The organism is Streptomyces sp. 135 (assembly GCF_020026305.1).
Classification (GTDB): Bacteria; Actinomycetota; Actinomycetes; order Streptomycetales; family Streptomycetaceae; genus Streptomyces.
In genome coordinates this window covers 720,171-737,591 of sequence record NZ_CP075691.1, presented here as the reverse complement: position 1 = coordinate 737,591, position 17,421 = coordinate 720,171, and the positions used below count along the sequence as shown (strand labels likewise).

The 17,421-nt window shown below is 70.0% G+C and carries 17 protein-coding genes and 1 pseudogene; 7 read left to right on the top strand and 11 right to left on the bottom strand.

What is annotated here, in order from left to right; all coding sequences use genetic code 11:
* The first annotated feature begins 182 nt into the window (after positions 1-182).
* The 6 genes and pseudogenes from KKZ08_RS03430 to KKZ08_RS03405 all read left to right on the top strand — a co-directional run bounded on the left by KKZ08_RS03430 (position 183) and on the right by KKZ08_RS03405 (position 4,268).
* Positions 183-419 carry a hypothetical protein gene (locus KKZ08_RS03430; protein WP_223773017.1) on the top strand — a complete coding sequence of 79 codons (237 nt, stop codon included), beginning with the start codon at positions 183-185 and terminating at the stop codon, positions 417-419.
* Positions 420-603: 184 nt separating this feature from the next.
* Entirely contained in the window at positions 604-1,020 is a 417-nt protein-coding gene (locus KKZ08_RS03425) for a hypothetical protein (protein ID WP_223773016.1), read from the top strand.
* Complete coding sequence (locus KKZ08_RS03420; RefSeq protein WP_223773015.1) at positions 987-1,370, top strand: hypothetical protein; 384 nt, start codon at positions 987-989, stop codon at positions 1,368-1,370. Before KKZ08_RS03425 ends, KKZ08_RS03420 begins: the two co-directional genes overlap by 34 nt.
* A gap of 3 nt (positions 1,371-1,373) precedes the next feature.
* Complete coding sequence (locus tag KKZ08_RS03415) at positions 1,374-2,300, top strand: hypothetical protein (RefSeq protein WP_223773014.1); 927 nt, start codon at positions 1,374-1,376, stop codon at positions 2,298-2,300.
* The gene (locus KKZ08_RS03410; RefSeq protein ID WP_223773013.1) at positions 2,297-3,112 is read left to right on the top strand and encodes an SDR family oxidoreductase; all 816 of its coding nucleotides are present in this window, start codon (positions 2,297-2,299) and stop codon (positions 3,110-3,112) included. The genes KKZ08_RS03415 and KKZ08_RS03410 overlap by 4 nt, the downstream gene beginning before the upstream one ends.
* 450 nt (positions 3,113-3,562) lie before the next feature.
* A pseudogene (locus tag KKZ08_RS03405) lies at positions 3,563-4,268 on the top strand (transposase).
* Between the two features lie 77 nt (positions 4,269-4,345).
* Here the strand turns inward: KKZ08_RS03405 and KKZ08_RS03400 are convergent.
* The 4 genes from KKZ08_RS03400 to KKZ08_RS03385 form a co-directional block, all read right to left on the bottom strand.
* Complete coding sequence (locus tag KKZ08_RS03400; protein ID WP_223773012.1) at positions 4,346-5,221, bottom strand: NAD(P)-dependent oxidoreductase; 876 nt, start codon at positions 5,219-5,221, stop codon at positions 4,346-4,348.
* Between the two features lie 129 nt (positions 5,222-5,350).
* Complete coding sequence (locus tag KKZ08_RS03395) at positions 5,351-5,848, bottom strand: nucleoside deaminase (RefSeq protein ID WP_223773011.1); 498 nt, start codon at positions 5,846-5,848, stop codon at positions 5,351-5,353.
* A 143-nt stretch (positions 5,849-5,991) separates the two neighbouring features.
* Positions 5,992-6,462, bottom strand: coding sequence for a cyanase (cynS, locus tag KKZ08_RS03390; RefSeq protein ID WP_223773010.1), 471 nt, complete (start codon positions 6,460-6,462; stop codon positions 5,992-5,994).
* A gap of 102 nt (positions 6,463-6,564) precedes the next feature.
* The gene (locus tag KKZ08_RS03385) at positions 6,565-7,164 is read right to left on the bottom strand and encodes a carbonic anhydrase (RefSeq protein ID WP_223773009.1); all 600 of its coding nucleotides are present in this window, start codon (positions 7,162-7,164) and stop codon (positions 6,565-6,567) included.
* Positions 7,165-7,290: 126 nt separating this feature from the next.
* Here KKZ08_RS03385 and cynR point away from each other — a divergent pair, with 126 nt between their 5' ends.
* Positions 7,291-8,184, top strand: a complete 894-nt coding sequence (cynR, locus tag KKZ08_RS03380) for a transcriptional regulator CynR (RefSeq protein WP_223773008.1) — start codon at positions 7,291-7,293, stop codon at positions 8,182-8,184.
* 554 nt (positions 8,185-8,738) lie between these two features.
* On the opposite strand, the gene KKZ08_RS03375 is transcribed toward cynR, so the two are convergent.
* From KKZ08_RS03375 to xylB, 7 genes are all read right to left on the bottom strand, one after another.
* Positions 8,739-9,050 carry a hypothetical protein gene (locus tag KKZ08_RS03375; RefSeq protein WP_223773007.1) on the bottom strand — a complete coding sequence of 104 codons (312 nt, stop codon included), beginning with the start codon at positions 9,048-9,050 and terminating at the stop codon, positions 8,739-8,741.
* Positions 9,051-9,409: 359 nt separating this feature from the next.
* Entirely contained in the window at positions 9,410-9,667 is a 258-nt protein-coding gene (locus tag KKZ08_RS03370) for an alpha/beta hydrolase (protein WP_223773006.1), read from the bottom strand.
* An 893-nt stretch (positions 9,668-10,560) separates the two neighbouring features.
* Positions 10,561-12,084, bottom strand: coding sequence for an aldehyde dehydrogenase family protein (locus tag KKZ08_RS03365; RefSeq protein WP_223773005.1), 1,524 nt, complete (start codon positions 12,082-12,084; stop codon positions 10,561-10,563).
* Positions 12,085-12,372: 288 nt separating this feature from the next.
* Positions 12,373-13,650, bottom strand: coding sequence for a GAF domain-containing protein (locus tag KKZ08_RS03360; protein ID WP_223773004.1), 1,278 nt, complete (start codon positions 13,648-13,650; stop codon positions 12,373-12,375).
* A 118-nt stretch (positions 13,651-13,768) separates the two neighbouring features.
* A complete protein-coding gene (locus tag KKZ08_RS03355; protein ID WP_223773003.1) occupies positions 13,769-14,371 on the bottom strand; it encodes a peptidoglycan recognition family protein in 603 nt (200 codons plus the stop codon).
* Between the two features lie 313 nt (positions 14,372-14,684).
* Positions 14,685-15,893, bottom strand: a complete 1,209-nt coding sequence (locus tag KKZ08_RS03350) for an ROK family transcriptional regulator (protein WP_223773002.1) — start codon at positions 15,891-15,893, stop codon at positions 14,685-14,687.
* 14 nt (positions 15,894-15,907) lie between these two features.
* Positions 15,908-17,362, bottom strand: a complete 1,455-nt coding sequence (gene xylB / locus KKZ08_RS03345) for a xylulokinase (RefSeq protein WP_223773001.1) — start codon at positions 17,360-17,362, stop codon at positions 15,908-15,910.
* Positions 17,363-17,421 lie beyond the last annotated feature (59 nt).

The window sequence follows — 17,421 nt, the reverse complement described above, 5'->3', positions numbered from 1 at the left end:
GGGATCAGGGGGCGCTCCCGCGGGCAGCCCGTGCAATCGGCTACGGGCGGTGGTCGTCGCAGAGCCATCCGGCGGGTTGCTCGAGCTCGGCGATCTGGGGACCATCCCTGCAGGTGCGGGGATGGTCCCTCCAGCGCCGCATCCCTGCGAGCCTCAGTCAGGTGCTCTCTACACCCGCTGGGATGGTTCTCGACGCGGAAGCTGATCACGCTCGCCGTAGAGAATTCCCGGACGAGTCTGAACGCCACGGCGTCTCCCGACACACGATTCGGCGAGCCCTCGACGCACCGCGTCCGGCCGACCACGAGCTCACCCGCCGCCGTCCCCTGCCCGTCGTCACTCCGCGCAAGTCCCTGATCGACCCGCTCCTCGATGAAGGGCTCGACCCGAAGGAAATCTGGGTCCGCATCATTGACTAGCACCCCTCCGGGCGATGATCGACTGGAGCTGGGACCTGCAGGGCGAGTCCGAGCGCACCGTGCTGCGCCGCCTCGCGGTGCACGCCGGGGGTGCACCCTGCAAGCGGCGGAAGCCGTCTGCGCCGGACCGGGAGTCGAGCGTGACGACGTCCTGGACCTGCTGGCCCGGCTGGTGGACCGCTCGATGGTCGTCAGGGCGGACGGCGGTGACGAGCCCCGCTACCGGCTCCTGGAATCCGTCGCGGAGTACGGGCTGGCCCGGCTGGACGAGGCGGGCGAGAGCGACGTCGTGCACCGCCGCCACCGCCGCTACTACACCGAACTGGCCGAGCACACCGCGCCGATGCTGCACGGCCCCGACCAGCGGCGCCGCCTGCGGCGCCTGGACGAGAACGGCGCCAACTTCCGCCGGGTACTGGAGGACACCGGCCGGCACGGCAGTGTCGAGGACCGCCTCCGCCTGGCCAACGCGCTCACCTGGTACTGGTTCCTGCGGGGCAGACTGCGGGAGGCGGACCGGTCCCTGGCGGCGGTGCTCGCCGCAAAGGCTCCGGGGAGAAGACCGCGGTGCCGGACGGTGTGGTGCCGACAGCGTCCCTGAGGGCTCAGGCTCGGGCCTGGCGGGCCGGGTTCGCCGTGCTCGTCGGCGACGACGCGGAACGCCTGCGGCACGGGAAGGGCGTCCGCGAACTCTCCCACGACATCACGGGTCCGAGGGAGCGTGCCAGGGCCCAGTCGTTCGTCGGGTTCGCCCTCTTCGGCGTGGGCCACCAGGCCACCAGCGAGGCCCTCATCGAGCGCGCGCTGGAAGGTTACGGGGCGCTCGGCGACGACTGGAGCGTCGCGGCGGCGCTGAGCGTACGGGCCAACCAGGCCCATGCCCGCGGCGACCTGGACCGGCCGGCGAGCGACGGCCACCGCAGGGCCGAACTCTTCACCCAACTGGGCTGACGGATGGGCACGTTGCAGACCATCGAGCCGCTGGCCTCGCTGGCAGAGATGGCAGGTGACTACGAGCGTGCTGTCGGCTTTCACGAGGAAGGGCTGCGGATGGCGGAGAACCTCGGGCTCTGGCCGGAGGCCGCCGACCGGCTGACCGGCCTCGGCAGCACGGCCATGCCGACCGGCGACCACGAGCGGGCGTGCGAATTCCACCAGCGGGCGCTGCGCCTCCCGGCGGAGCACAGCTTCAAGCCGGGGGAGCTCCACGCGGAGATCGGGCTGGGGCTCGGCGCCCGCCGCGAGGGCCGGCTCGACGGGGCCGAGGCGCACATGCGGCACGCGCTGGAGTGGCAGACCGCGATGTTTTTCGAACCCGGCCGCGCTCTGGTTCTGACCGAACTGGGCTTCGTGGCGGAACAGCGCGGCGAAGCGGACGAGGCGCTGCGCCTCCACCTGGAGGGCTGGGAGTCCGCGCGCAACACCGGTGACGTGCGGGCGCTCGCGCTCGCGCTGGAGGGACTGGCGGGAGCGCACTCCCTCGCGGGCCGGCCACAGAACGCGGCCCTGCTGCTGGGCGCGGCGCACGCGGCCCGTACCTCGGTCGGCATGCCGCTGCCGTCGGCCGTACGCGGCGGCGTCGACCGCGTCACGGCGGCCGTACGCAGCCACCTCGACGAGGACGCGTACCGGACCGCCCACGACCGGGGCGGCCGACTGACCTCCGAACAAGCCGTCGTCGCGGTCCAGGGCCAGTACGGCAACTTCCAGCCGCCGGCTCCCCCGAACACGACAGTCCCGCACCATCAACCGCCGCGCCATCGTCAGCGACACAACCAGCCGTTGACATGTTCGAACACGAGCGAGAGCCATCCGGACTCGACGGTGCCGCCTATGATCGAACCGCGCGTTGTCGATGGGGGAGGAGCTCAACGTCCATGACTGGTGGGCGGGTTGTTGTCGTCACTGGCGGCGGGACGGGCATCGGTGCCGCGACGGCCCGGTTGCTGCGGGCCGCCGGACACGATGTCGTGATCGCCGGCAGAAGACCGCAGCCGCTGCAGCAAGTCGCTGCCGAGACCGGAGCGCTGGCCCACCCTGCCGACGTCGCGGATCCCGAGGCCGTGCGCGAACTCGTCGCGACGACGGTGAAGGCCTACGGGAGACTCGACGGCATAGTGCTCAACGCCGGAATCGGGCGAGGCGGCGCGGTCGGCGACACCGAGGTCGAGGACTGGGAAGAGCTGATACGGACCAACCTCACCGGCCCGTTCCTCCTGCTCCGTGCCGCGCTACCGCATCTGCTGGAGAGCCGCGGCGCGGTGGTGGCGGTCGCCTCGGTCGCCGCGCTCCGCAACAGCGCCGGTAACGCCGCCTACGCGACGTCCAAGGCGGCCTTGCTCCACCTGTGCCGTTCCCTGGCCGTCGACTACGGGCCGCAGGGGCTGCGGGCCAACACGGTGTGCCCGGGCTGGGTGCGTACGGAGATGGCCGACCAGCGGATGGAACGGTTCGCGGCGGAGGCGGGGCTGGCGGGCGGTGCCGAGGCGGCATACGAGGAGGCGAACCGGCTGAACCCCGCCGGGCGGCCGGGTGATCCCAAGGAGGTCGCCGAAGCGATCGACTGGCTGCTGTCACCCGCCGCGTCCTACGTCAACGGGGCTGTCCTCACCGTCGACGGCGGCGTGACCACGGTCGGAGTCGGTGGCGCCGCCTTCGACTACCGGATCGAGGCACGCACCCCGCACCTGTGACGGACTCCGGGCAGGCTGACGCTCGGAGAGGGGCTTGTTGGTGTATCGCGGGCTTGTTGGCCTGGTGTGTTGTGGGTTCGTTGCGAGAGGCCGGGCGCATGGTTCCAGCGGGCGGTTACGCCGACAACGACCCCGCCAATCTCTCCGCCCCCTCCGGCAACTGCCCCTCGTGCATCGGCGCAGGCATCGGCGGCGTCATCGGCGGGTCTACGCCCTGACCCACCGGGACGACTTCGACCGGGACGACTTCACAGGCGCCCTCGGCCTCTCCGGCGGCCGAGCCCTGGCCACCGCCGCTGTCACCGACGCCGCGATCAGCATGGGCTACACCTATGCCATCAACACCGTGCGATGCCAGCCCACCAGCCCGACAGACGTCCTTATAGGTGGCCTCGGTGGCGCCCTAAGGCTTGCCCCGTAACCGCGGGTCACGGGTGAGATGATCATGGTGTGGCTGGTGTGATCACGGCGTCGGAGCCGTTCTGGATAAGGCCCTTCACCGGACTGAGGCCGCGGCAGTTCGACAAGCTGATCACCGCGTTGCGGGGTGAGGGCGCGGACCGGCCCGCAAGGGCCGACCCTGGTGACTACGGCTGAAGGATCGGGTCCTGCTGGTCGCCGGGTACTGACGCACGAACCTGACAATGCGGCAGCTCACGCCGTTGTTCGGGGTCTCGAGGTCCGCGGCCGACCGCATCATCGGGCATCTCGGTCCCCTATTCGCGCTCCGGCCCCGCAAGCGGTTCTGTATGGACACCGTGCTCATCGTGGACGGCACCAAGCGCCAGGGCATCATCGACGCCGACAGCCGTCTGGTCGTCGTGGTCCGTCGACTGCTGCCGGGTAACCGCGCCGACTGCAAGGGATGGGCGGAATCCGGGGCCTAGGCCGCCGTCGGGCACACCGCCACGATCACGGACGGCGGTTACCCGGGCACCGGCCTCGTGACGCCCCATCGGCGCAGGAAGGGCGAGGAACTCCCGGACTGGAAGCCCGCACACAACAAGTCCCACAAGCAGGCCGCGCCCGCGTCGAGCACGCCTTCGCCGGCATGAAGACCTGGAAGATCCTGCGCGACTGCCGTCTCCAGGGTGACGGCGTTCACCAGGCCATGCTCGGCATCGCTCGCCTTCACAACCTCGCCCTAACCGGATAACTCAAGTTCCCCTCGTTGGCACTGGCTTCTCACTTCGGAGACTGACTGCAACGCCCGAGCGGTGGACCAAGGGCGAGTCAGGGCTGGAGGTGTTTCAACGTGAACTCGGGCAGGGCGTACGGGCCGCCTTGCGGAGCTTCGGAACCGGCAGGGATGTCGGCGTCGGTGATATGCGACGCATGTTTTTCGGCGTTGTCGACCGGTGTGTAGGCCAGTTCGGATTCCGCGGGGAGTTCCCAGAAGCGGCGGGTGTTGGCAGAAACGGCGTAGACCGTGGCAAAGCGAGTGGAGAAAGGTGCGGTAAGCGCGGCGCGGCAGAAGCCGACGGCATCGCGCGGGCTGAGCCAAGTCGCCAGGTGGCGTGACTCGGTGGGCACTTCCTCGAAGCTACCGATACGCAGGCAGATCACGGAAACGCCGAACTTGTCCGCGTACAGCCGCCCCAGGGCCTCGATAGCCGCCTTGCTCACCCCGTACAGGCCGTCGGGGCGCACCGGCTCCTGCGGGCCGGTGCGATGGCCCGTGGGATAGAACCCGGTCACGCGGTTGCTGCTGGCCAGCACGACCCGCGGAATCGCCGAGCGGCGGGCCGCTTCCAGGACATGGTGGGTGCCCAGCACGTTGGCGTCCAGGAGTTGCTCAAGCGGTGCCTCGTCCGGCAGGCCGCCCAGATGGAGCACGGCGTCCGCCCCCGCGAGCGCGGCCTCGACGGAGGCCGCGTCCCGAAGGTCGACGGTGTGGACCACCTCATTCGCGGCTTCGACCTGGAGGACAGTGCGGTCGAGCAAGACGAGGCGGCCAGCCTCGCTGCGCAATGCCCGGCGTACGACCGAGCCGATGTTCCCCGCTGCCCCGGTGATGACCACTGTTCCCAGCCCCACTGCGCGCCTCCCCCAGTCCGCCTCATCAACGCCCTGATCCGGGCAGGCGGCGATCCTCTCATCGCCGGACATGCCAACCAACGGGTGGGGAGCCAACAGGTGGAGGTGACCAGGGCCGGGTCCTGGTCACCCGCAGCCACAGCCACAGCCACGACCGTGGGCCGGATCCAGGCAGCCTTCTCGATCACGTCGGACACGCGGTCAGGCGGTGGGGGTGCCGGCCACGCGGCGCTCGCCGCCGTTGCGCTGCTGCCAGAACTTGTAGACGGCGGTGGCGTCCTCGCGTGCCTCGTAGCGCATCGGAAGGCGGCGCTCGTCCCAGTTCTTGGCGAACTCGCTGTAGAAGGTGTCGAGCCCGAAGTATTTGCGGTCGTCCACGTAGTGGGGCTCGTAAGCGTCGCGGGTGGTGAGAAAGACGACCTCGTCCGGGGAGCAGTAGTAGAGCGAGCCCAGGCACATCGGGCAGGGGTGGGCGAGGACGTAGATGGTGGTGCCGGTCAGGTGCTCGGTGCCCAGCTTCGTGCACGCTTCGCGGATGGCGAGGATCTCGGCGTGGGCGGTGGGGTCGTTGGTCTGGGCGACCTTATTGGGGGACTCGGCGAGGATCTCGCCGTCCTTGACGATGACGGTCGCGAAGGGCCGACCGCCTTCGGCGACGTTCTGTCGGGCGATGTCGATGGTGCGCTGTGCGAAGTTCATGGGCGTCCGCCGATGGGGAAGGGGCGCGCGCGTGCCGTTTCGGCGTCGGCGGCGGGCCGCGAGGAAATGGGGGAGGGGCCGGTGCGGGCCCGGGGACGTGGTGGTCCGGGCCCGCACCGGGTTGTGCTGTCCTGCGGGTTGCCTCAGAAGGGCTTGGTGGGCAGGTACTTGCCGTCGAGGGTGATGACGGCGCGCTCGCCGCCCTCGGGGTCGGCGACCTTCTTCACGTCGAGCTTGAAGTTGATCGCGGAGATGATGCCGTCGCCGAACTGCTCGTGGACCAGGGCCTTGAGGGTGGTGCCGTAGACCTGGAGCATCTCGTAGAAACGGTAGATCGTCGGGTCGGTCGGGATGCCGCCCTCGATGGAGCCGCGGGTGGGAATGGTCTGCAGCAGCATCACCGCGTCGTCGTCCAGGCCAAGGAGCGCGGCGACGGCCTTCGCGGACTTCTCGGGCAGGGCGTGCTGGCCGAGGACGGCGGCGGTGACGTACGCGACTGACAGGCCGGCTGCGTCGGCGATCTGCTGCCAGGAGAGGCCACGGCGGGTCTTGGCCTCGACCGAGGCGATCGCGAGCTGCTGACGGGCGCTGTTGTCGAACTGGGCGTGCACCATGAGAGGCGGTTCCTTTCCAGTGGGTGCCGTCCCCATGAGGAGGGGCGGCAAATACGTGGGAGTCCGGGCGAAGGTGCCCGGACGAGATCAACAGGGGCTGGGTCAGGCCGCGAGGGTCTGGGGCGCGTCGTGGAGTTCCTCGACGGTGCCGGTGGGGATGTCGAACACCCAGCCGTGCAGCCGCACGCTGCCTTCGGCCATGGCGCGGGCCACTGAGGGGTGAGTGGCCAGGTTCGTCAGCTGGGCGGCGACGTTCTGCCGTACCAGGGCTGAGACCTTGTCCTCGCCAGCCGAGGGGGCGATGGCGCGGGCCTGGGAGGCGTCCGCGTGGCGCAGCCAGTCGGCAATGGCCGGGGCGCCGGTCAGGTCGTGGCCCTCGGCGAGGGCGGTCATGGCGCCGCAGGCGGAGTGCCCACAGACGATGACGTCCTTCACGCCCAGGACGGCGACCGCGTACTCGATGCTCGCGGCCACACCGTCGGCGCCGGGGGTGTAGGCAGGGACGAGGTTACCGGCGGTGCGGATGACGAACAGCTCGCCGGGGTCGGACTGGGTGATCAGCTCGGGGACGACGCGGGCGTCGGAGCAGCTGATGAACAGCGTGCCGGGCTGGTGGGCAGTGCCCAAGTGGGCGAAGAGCCCGGCCTTGGCGGGGAAGATCTCCCGCTGGAAGCGGTCGATTCCCTGGGCGAGATGACGCATGACCCGTACTCCCTTCGATCGGGTGTGCCGGTGGGGGCCGACGTCATTCACTGTCCACGACCTGCACCTATAGTGTCCAAGACTCACTACCACTGACATCTATCGGTCACATCTATAGTTGGGGTCATGAAGCCGGAACTGCGTCATCTGCGCTACTTTCTCGCCGTCGCCGAGCACGCCAATTTCACCCGCGCCGCCGAAGAGCTGCGGATCTCCCAGCCCACGTTGTCGCAGCAGATCCGACAGCTGGAGAAGGCCCTGGGCGTCCAGCTGCTGGACCGCACCGGCCGCACCGTACGCCTCACCGACGCCGGGACCGCCTACGCCCACTACGCCCAGCGCGCCCTACGGGACCTCGCGGCCGGTGAACGGGCGGTGCTGGATGTCCAGGACCTCTCCCGCGGACGCCTGCGCCTCGCCGTCACCCCCACCTTCACCGCCTACCTCACCGGCCCTGTGATCTCCGCTTTCCACACCCGCCATCCCGGCATCAGCCTGGATGTACGCGAGATGACCCAGGACCGCATCGAAGCCGACCTGCTCGCCGACCGGCTCGATCTCGGCATCGCCTTCGCCGGCAACCACCTCCCGGGCATCGAGGCCACCGCACTGTTCACCGAATCCCTCAGCCTCGTCGTCGGCCCCCACCACCCCGACACCGGCGCACCCGGACCCATGCCGGTCACCGACCTCGGCGAACGCCATCTCGCGCTGCTCAGCGGCGACTTCGCCACCCGACGGCACATCGACCAGCACTTCGCCGACCACCACGTGCAGCCGCGCATCGCACTGGAGGCCAACTCCATCAGCGCCCTCACCGAAATCGTGGCGCGCACCCGGCTCGCCACCGTCCTGCCCGACGCAATCACCCACGAACACCCCCACCTGACGCCCATCCCCCTCACCCCCGCACTCCCTACCCGCACCGTCACGCTCCTGCGCCGCGACAGCACCTACCAAAGCGCCGCAGCCCGCGCCTTCACCCTTCAGACCGTCCACTGGGCACACGCCCGGGTATGAGTCGGACCGCCCCCGGGCTCCGAAGGCGGCACGTGTGAAGCGCGGCTCCCGTCCTGCACAGCCGCAGATCCCCAGTCAGGAAACCGGGGATCCTCAAGGCCATAGATGCCTCACTCGTCGTAAACAACTCGGCCATGGAGGCGCCATCAATGCTCACCATCCACAGACACCGTCGATGCTCGCCGTGTCCGGAAAACGCGTTTCCGCAGGGATCAGGGCCAACGAAGTAGCGGACCCTACATCCGCCTTGCTCTTCATGGACCACGTCGCCCTGTGCGAGGGATTGGGTCCCTCCCGTACCGGGACAACGCTTTGGTCCTGTCGCCACCTCGCTGGTCCTGGAGGAGCAGCGAGGCCGGCAGGGGCAGTTCTGAATCGTGGTTCCGATGTGGGGTTCTCCTGGCGTCCCTTGAAGTGGACGAAGCCGGCTGACGGCCCGGGCCCGGCTGCAGCTTCGTGACCATGGCTGTTGGGCACGAACTTGATTGCCGGTTCGAGCACGTTGGTGGCTCGTACATGCATGGTTGCGGCGTGAGCGTGAGCGATCGAGGTCACTATGGCCAGGCCGAGGCCGACTCCTTCGCCGGTCTGGTGGCTGCGGGCCTGGCGGCGTTGGAAGGGTTCCAGGAGTCGGGAGACGGATTCTGGAGGTTGCCCACCAAGTGGGCGAGGAGAATGCTGTCACCGCGGACGGTCACCGGTTCGATCTTGGCGGTGAGCCTGGGGTCGTCGGTCTTCACTTCGGCGAGGACTTGCCGGACCACGTCGTGCAGTGGCACGTCCGCGTAGTGTTCCAGTCTCTGATCGCTGGTGGACAGCAGCAGGGACTCGATGAGGTGCTCGGAGCGGCGTACGACGGTGAGCATGTCGGCACCGGTTCGGGCGACGCGTCGTGGGTCGGGGTCGGTGGGTCCGACTTCGATCGCGGTGCGCTGGATGGCCAGAGGGGGTGCGCAGCTCTTGGGCGGCGTTGGCGGTGAACCGGCGCTGGGATTGCACCAGTGGAACGGACAACGGCCCTCGCCCGGGAGGAGGGGTCGAGAACCAGGACCATCACACGAACCCGAGACGGACAGGCGACAGCACGTGTATCCCAGCTCAACGCCGGCCCGGCAGCAAGGTCACGCACGAGCGAGCCAAGTCCGCACCATCTCATATGTCGACCACGACCGATGACGTGGAAGAGTAGGCGCCCTGGTCACAGGCACGGCGGTGTTCGGTGCCTTTACGTGTTCGTGCTGGCACACCGCTGTGCCATGCACTGATCGCCCTCTGTTGGCGGTTTCCCGCGGCGGTATCCCACCAGCAGGTCCGCCAGCTCCTTCGACCTGCTGAGCGCGACACAGTGACCGCCGCCGATCTCGTCGGGCACGATGCCGAGGCGCGCTCGCGCAAGGCCACGGAAGAACTCGGGCGGGAAGAAGCGGTCGTCCTCGCACACGATGAACTTCGTGGGCACGTCCGGCCAGGCCGCGCGGAACATCGTGGTAGAAGCTCTCGAATAGGTCCTCGATGGCAGACAGGCCCGCAGCATCCCCGGCCCGCTTGCAGCCGGTCGTCTCCCTCCAATCGTCCGGCCGCTCCCCCGGGGGCCGGGATCATCCCGGCCAGCAGGACCAGGTGGCTGGCCGAGAGCCGGTCGGCCACCAGCGGTGCGGTGAAGGCGCCGTAGGACTGGCCGACAACCACGAGACCCCGCCGCCCGCCGATGGCCCGACGACGGCATCGGCATGACCGGCAAACCCCGCAGAAGGCTGCTCCGACGGCAGGTCCGGGGCCACCGTTTCATGCCCCAGCGCACGCAGCTCGGCTTCGAGAAGATGCCAGGCCCAGCCGCTGTCGCCGCCGCCGTGAAATGCGTACGAAGGTCGCCATCTCCTATGTATAACGTCGCTCCGCCGTCCGGGCGGGCAGTGCGGCGAGACGGCGGGGGCCGCAGGTCAGGCAGAGGTTTCGGGAACAACCCGGGGCAGGGACCGAGCTCGGCGTACAGGGCGGCGTGCAAGGCGGTGGCCGGCTTGCGGGCCCGCTGCTCACCGTCGATGTCGTACAGCACGAAGTACACCGGACGGCGCAGGAGTCCGGGCGGACCTGGCGCGAGCGGATCAACCGGATCACCGCGTTGCGGACGGCGTCGTACACGCTGTCGTCGACCGGGTGGCCGACGGCGGCGCGTGTCCGCCTTCGCCGTCCGCCAAGGGCCCTGGCGCTCGACCGCGACGTACACCGCCTGCTGCTGCTTGGCCCGCCGGTAGGCGGCATTAAAGGCATCGAGGTCTGTGGCATTCGGGATCAGGTCGGCAGGGCACGCGCTGAGCGAGTCGAAGGGAAGGCATCTGACGAGCAAAAGCCCAGGTCAGGCGCCTTTTTGTGCCCCTAGAAGAAGCCGAGCTTCTGCGGCGAGTACGACACCAGAAGGTTCTTCGTCTGCTGGTAGTGCTCCAGCATCATCTTGTGCGTCTCGCGACCGATGCCCGACTGCTTGTAACCACCGAACGCCGCGTGCGCCGGATACGCGTGGTAGCAGTTCGTCCAGACACGGCCCGCCTGGATAGCACGGCCCGCCCGGTACGCGGTGTTGAGGTCCCGCGTCCAGACCCCGGCCCCCAGCCCGTACAGCGTGTCGTTCGCGATCTTGATGGCGTCGTCGAAGTCGTTGAACGACGCGACCGAGACGACCGGGCCGAAGATCTCCTCCTGGAAGATCCGCATGCGGTTGTCGCCCTCGAAGATGGTCGGCTGGACGTAGTAGCCGCCCGCCAACTCCCCGTCGTACTCGATGCGCTGCCCGCCTGTCAGGACCGTGGCCCCCTCCTGCTGACCGATGTCCAGGTAGGACAGGATCTTCTCCAACTGGTCGTTGGAGGCCTGCGCGCCGATCATGGTGTCGGTGTCGAGCGGATGCCCCGCCTTGATCTGCTCGGTGCGGGCGATCGCCGCATCGAGGAAATCGCTGTAGTGGCCGCGCTGCACCAGTGCCCGTGAGGGGCAGGTGCAGACCTCACCCTGATTGAGCGCGAACATCGTGAAGCCTTCGAGCGCCTTGTCGCGGAAGTCGTCGTTGGCGGCCCACACGTCGTCGAAGAAGATGTTCGGCGACTTGCCGCCCAACTCCAACGTCACCGGCTTGATGTTCTCCGAGGCGTACTGCATGATCAGCCGGCCCGTGGTGGTCTCCCCGGTGAACGCGACCTTCGCGACGCGCGGACTCGACGCCAACGGCTTGCCCGCCTCGACACCGAAACCGTTGACGATGTTGACCACACCGGGCGGCAGCAGGTCGGCGACCAGGCTCATCCAGTAGTGGATGGAGGCAGGCGTCTGCTCGGCGGGCTTCAGAACGACCGCGTTTCCGGCGGCCAGCGCCGGTGCCAGCTTCCATGTCGCCATGAGGATCGGGAAGTTCCACGGGATGATCTGCGCGACGACGCCGAGCGGCTCATGGAAGTGGTACGCGATGGTCTCCTCGTCGAGTTCGCTCAGCGACCCCTCCTGCGCGCGGATGACTCCGGCGAAGTAGCGGAAGTGGTCGATGGCGAGAGGAATGTCCGCAGCCAGCGTCTCGCGGATCGGCTTGCCGTTCTCCCAGCTCTCGGCCACCGCGAGCTGTTCGAGGTTGGCCTCCATCCGGTCGGCGATCTTCCGCAGGACGTCCGCCCGCTCGGCGACGGACGCCCGGCCCCAGGCGGGCGCGGCCGCGTGCGCCGCGTCGAGGGCACGCTCGACGTCCTCGGCGGTGCCCCGGGCGATCTCCGTGAAGGTCTGCCCGGTGATCGGGCTCGGGTTCTCGAAGTACTGCCCACGCGCGGGAGCCACGTACTCGCCGCCGATGAAGTGGTCGTAGCGCGACTGGAAGTCGACGATCGCGCCCTCGGTGCCGGGCGCTGCGTAACGGGTCATTTTGGCTGGCCTCCCGGGGAAGACTGCCCACCGTCGGGCAGCTCTCGCCCGGAGGCTAGGACCACGGACGTTGCATGTACGTTGCGGGAGTCCCCCGCAGCACGGTCGCGGAAGTGTCTCGCAGTGCGGTTGCGGGAGTTCCCCCGGGCACGGTTGCGGATGTGTCCGGCAGTACGGTCGTGGGAGTTCCCCCGGGCACAGTTACGGATGTGTCCCGCAGCACGGTCGTCGGAGTTCCCCCGGGCACGGTTGCGGGAGTTCCCCCGGGGCCGGTTGCCGGAGTCTGCCTCAGTACCGTTGCTCGGAGCCTTGCCCGGCCACGGCCAGCTCGCTGTCGAGTGCGCGCAGGCGCGCCAGAACGGGAGGCGTGGAGCGCAGCTCGGCCAGCGCCCGCCACACCACCAGGTCGTCCTCGCCCCAGGGGGCATGCGCCCAGTCCGCCAGCAGGTCGGCGTCGCCGCGATCGACCAGCGCCGCCCGCAACTGATCGGCGAGCCTACGGCGCAGTCGCACCAGCGCGGGCGCCTGAGACTGCGGCAACAGCGGACCGGCGTACGCGGCGGCTGCCCCCGCCACCGCACCAGCCGCCAGCCGACGCTCGACCATGTCGACATCGCACTCGACAGGCCCCGCCAGGCGATACGGACGCGACCGCAGCAACTCCGCCCCGAGCACACGCCTGAGCCGAGCCAACTCCGCCCGCAACGTCACCTGCGGCACCGACTCGTCCTCGTACAGCGCATACAGCAATTCGTCCCCGCTCAGCCCCTCCGGGTGACGGGCGAGCAACACGACGATCTCGCTGTGCCTACGACTGAGCCGCACCTTGTGCCCGCCCACCACAAGCAGCGCTTCGTCCCTGCCCAGCGCCGATATCTCCACCGTCTCCCCGCCCTTTGCCGGCGGCGCGAGCAACGCGAGTTGGGACTCCGCGGCCCTCGCCACCGCCTGGACGAAGGCGAGGCTGTGCGGGTGCGCGAGCCCGTCCCCGCCGGTGATGTCGACCGCCCCGATGAGCCTCCCGGTACGCGGGTCGTGCACCGGTGCCGCCGCACACGTCCACGGCTGTACGCCCCGCATGAAGTGCTCGGTGGCGAAGACCTGAACGGGCCGGTCCACGGCGACTGCCGTCCCCGGGGCGTTGGTCCCCACGGAGGATTCCGCCCACCGCGCACCCGGTACGAAGTTCATCAGCCCCGCGCGCTGTCGCGCCGTCGCGTGACCCTCGACCCACAACAGCCTGCCTTGCGCGTCACACACGGCGAGAAGGTGCTCCCCGTCTGTCGCGAAGGTGCCCATCAACTCCCGGAACAGGGGCATCACCCGCGCCAGTGGATGCTCCGCCCGGTACGCCCCCAGGTCGCCGTCGGCCAGCTCCACCGCGGCCCCGACGCCCTCCGGGCTGACGCGGGCCCTGGCCGATCTCCGCCATGAGTCGGCGACGACCGGACGCACCGGGCGTGACACCGTCCCGGCGGCGGTGAACCTCTCGTGCGCCCGGCGCAGCACCCGCACCCGCTCGGTGGGATCTGCTCCCGGCTCAAGAGCCACCCATGGATCGGTCAACTCGGCCTCCCGGAACGGCGGTGCGGTGGTGTCATCGTCGCGCCGGGAACGGTGACCGACAAGCGTGCCGCGACGGGCGAAACCCCCTGCCTTGGACCGCTGCGGTTGAAGCCGTCTCTCAGGCGAAGTTGACGAGGCGTATGTAGCGCGACCAGTCCCAGTACGGACCGGGATCCGTATGGTCCGAGCCGGGGACCTGGTGGTGCCCGATGATGTGCTCACGATCCATGGGGATGCCGTACTTCGAGCAGATCGCCGCTGTCAGCGCTGCGGACTGCTCGTACATCGCGTTGGTGAAGTACTGCGGCTTGTCGACCCACCCTTCGTGCTCGATGCCGATGCTGCGCGTGTTGTAGGTCCAATTCCCCGCGTGCCAGCCGACGTTGCGGTCACGGACACACTGGGCGATGTGGCCGTCCCTGGAACGCACCACGTAGTGGGACGAGACCTTCCTCGCCGGGTCCTGGAAGATGGCGAGCGTGTCCGCGTAGGTCTCCTGGGTGACGTGGATGACCACGTAGTCGATGGGATAGGTGCTGGGACGGTTGGCGGCCGTGTAGTTGGAAGTGCTGGCCGGGATCCACTCGGCCAGGGGGTAGTCGACCGCCTGGGCCTGGGCGGCGGTCGCGCGGTTCGCGGTCACGAGCGCCGCCGGAACGGCGGCGGCGACCGCGCCCTGGAGCAGTCGGCGCCGACTCGGGAAACGTCTCGTTCCATCCATGACTGACCTGCCTCTCGGTGGAGGGGAATGGCTGGACTGGCGCGCTGCACTGGGGAGGACCGCAGCCCGATGGCGTCTCGTGTGAATTACGTTACGGCGCTGCCTGGTTGGGGCGGAAGGGCGCGGCTCGGATCTGTGCACGGCGGCGTGATTGTGGAAATCTCGGCCACTCGAACGGGGGAGAGGAGGGGTTCAAAAGGCTTCACTTCGGCCCGCCCGGCGCGCCGGCCCCGCGGTGTTCCGCCGGGCAATGCGGCACGCGGCTCGCGTGAACTCGCCGGTCTCGGCGTGGCGTCGTGTCGCCCGCACCCGCCTACCCCGCCGCGCCGACTCCCACCGGATCATCCAGCACGGCCCGCACCACCGAGTGCGCCGCGCCCAGCAAGGGCCCGTCCGGCCCGAGCCCCGACACGGTGACCCCGCAGGCCCGGCCCCCGGTCCGGCCCGTCAACTCCCGCTCCAGCGACGGCAGCAGCCAGGGCGCCAGGCGGGACAGCGCCCCGCCGAGAACCACGGCCTCGGGATCCAGGAGATTGACGGCCCCGGTGAGCGCGATGCCCATGGCAGTGCCCGCACCACGCAGGGCCCGGCGTACCGCCTTGTCGCCCGCGGCAGCCCGCTCGGCAAGGAGTCCGAGCCGGTCCTCGCCGGGCTCCAGCCCCGCCGCTCGGAGCACCGCCACCTCTCCCGCGTACTGCTCCAGACAGCCACGGCCCCCGCAGGGACAGGGCGGCCCCTCGGCACACACCGGTATGTGCCCCAGCTCTCCCGCGAAGCCCCGTGTCCCGCGCAGCAGCCGGCCGTCGACGACGAGCGCGGCGCCGATGCCGATCTCCGCCGAGACGTGGAGGAAGTCCTCCGGTATGCCGTCGCCGAGCCACAGCTCGGCGAGCGCGCCGAAGTTGGCCTCGTTGTCCACCGTCAGCGGCAGCTCGGAGAGGAGCAACGGTTCGAGGTCGAGGTCGTGCCAGCCGAGGTTGGGCGCACGCACGAGCGTGCGGGTGTCCCTGGCGACGAGGCCCGGCACGGCCACCGCGAGACCTGCCGGGGTCATGCCCGCCCCTCGGGCGTCGTCGCAGACCCGCCGCACCAGGGCGGCGAGTTCCCGGAGGACCGGCTCGGGCGACCGCCCACGGTTGCCAACCCGCCGGACGGCACGCGCACGGGTCTCTCCTCGCAGGTCGACCGCGCAGACGGCGAGATGGTCGACGCCGACCTCGGCTCCGATGCCCACCGGGCCGCGCGCGCTGACCGCGAGGGCGGACCCGGGGCGGCCCACCCGTCCGGGGCGCTCGGGGCCGAGCTCGTCCAGAAGCCCGGAGCGGATCAATTCGTCCACGAGGGTGGAGACGGCGGCTCGTGTCAGCCCGATCCTGGAGGCCACCGCCGCACGGGACAGCGGGCCGTGCGCGGCGACGGCGTGCATCACCCGGGAGAGGTTGCGGCGGCGCATCCCGTGCTGGGTGTCGGGCAGCCGCGCACCCGATGTTCCTGGGCGCTTGTCGTGCAGCGGTGCGGTCATGCCTCGGTCAGCCCTCACTCCCCATGGGGCGCCCTGTCCATGAGCGGCGCCGCGTCGGAGAGTACCCCGGAGATCCGCGACAGCGTCGCCTCGTCCCTCTCCACCGGGTCGAGTACCGGCCCCTGGGCCGTGCCCCAGCGCCGTGCGATGGCGCTCGGGTCCTCGCCGGTCAGGATGCCCGCCGCCTGCGCGGCGGCACCGAGCGCGACCAGTTCCTGGGCCTGGGGCACCTGGACAGCGCGGCCGGAGAGACGACGTACGGTGTGCTGCCAGGCCGCGCCACGCGCTCCGCCCCCGATCAGCAGCAGCGGGGACGACCTGTCGGCGTCGGTGTCCAGGACGAGGTCGAGAGCGCCGAGCAGAGAGTGCACGGCCCCGTCGTACGCGGCCTGCAACAACTGTCCGGGCGTCGTGTCGTGCCGCAGGCCGTGCAGCATCCCGGTGGCGCGGGGGAGGTCCGGCGTCCGCTCGCCGTCCAGGTACGGCAGGAGCGTGACCGTGCCGCCCGGGGCCACTTCTTCACGGTCCAGGCGCAGCAGCGTCGCCACCCGGTCGACGGCCAGCGTGCAGTTGAGGGTGCACGCCAGCGGCAGCCATGCGCCTCGTGCGTCGGCGAAGCCCGCCACCGTGCCGGTCGGATCCGCGGGGCGGCGCTTCGAGACCGCGTACACCGTGCCCGAGGTGCCCAGGCTCAGCACCGGGGTGCCGGGGCGCAGCCCGAGCCCCATGGCGGCCGCCGCGTTGTCGCCGGTGCCCGGGGCGACCAGCGTGCCTTTGGAGAAGGGCAGTTCAGCGCCGCCTCGCACGGTGCCGACGACTTCACCGGGGCGTGCCACGCGGGGCAGCAGCGCCGGGTCGAGGCCGACCATACCGAGGATCTCCTCGTCGTACGTCTCCGATGCCGACGCCCACCATCCGGTCCCCGAGACGTCGCCACGATCGGTCGTGCCGAGTCCTGTGAGGCGTTCGGTGAGGTAGTCATGGGGCAGACGAACGGCGGCCGTCGCGCGCGCGGCGTCGGGCTCGTGCTCGGCGAGCCAGGCCCACTTCGTCACGGTGAAGGAGGGCCCCGGCACACTGCCGACCCGATCGGCCCACTCCTTGGGGCCTCCGAGCCTCTCCAGGAGGCTCCGGGCCTGCGGGGCGGAACGCACGTCGTTCCACAGGAGCGCCGGCCGCACCGGCTTGCCGTCCTTGCCCAGCGTGACCAGTCCGTGCTGCTGACCGCCGACTGACACCGCGGAGGCCTCCCGCGCGAGAGGACCGCACTGCCGCAGCGCCGCGCAGAGCGCTTCCCACCACTCCTGGGGGTCGCTCTCGCGTCCCTCGCCCGTGGTGACCCGATGCGGCGCCTGGCCGCTTGCCACGACCTGCCCGGTGGCCGCGTCGACGACCAAGGCCTTGGTGGACTGCGTGGAAGTGTCGACACCCACGACAAGGGGTCCCTGGGCTGATGGCGCTGATGACATAAGGGTCTCCGTTCCTGCGGCTCTCCCCGGGTGTGCCCCGGAGTTTCCTCCCCGACCTT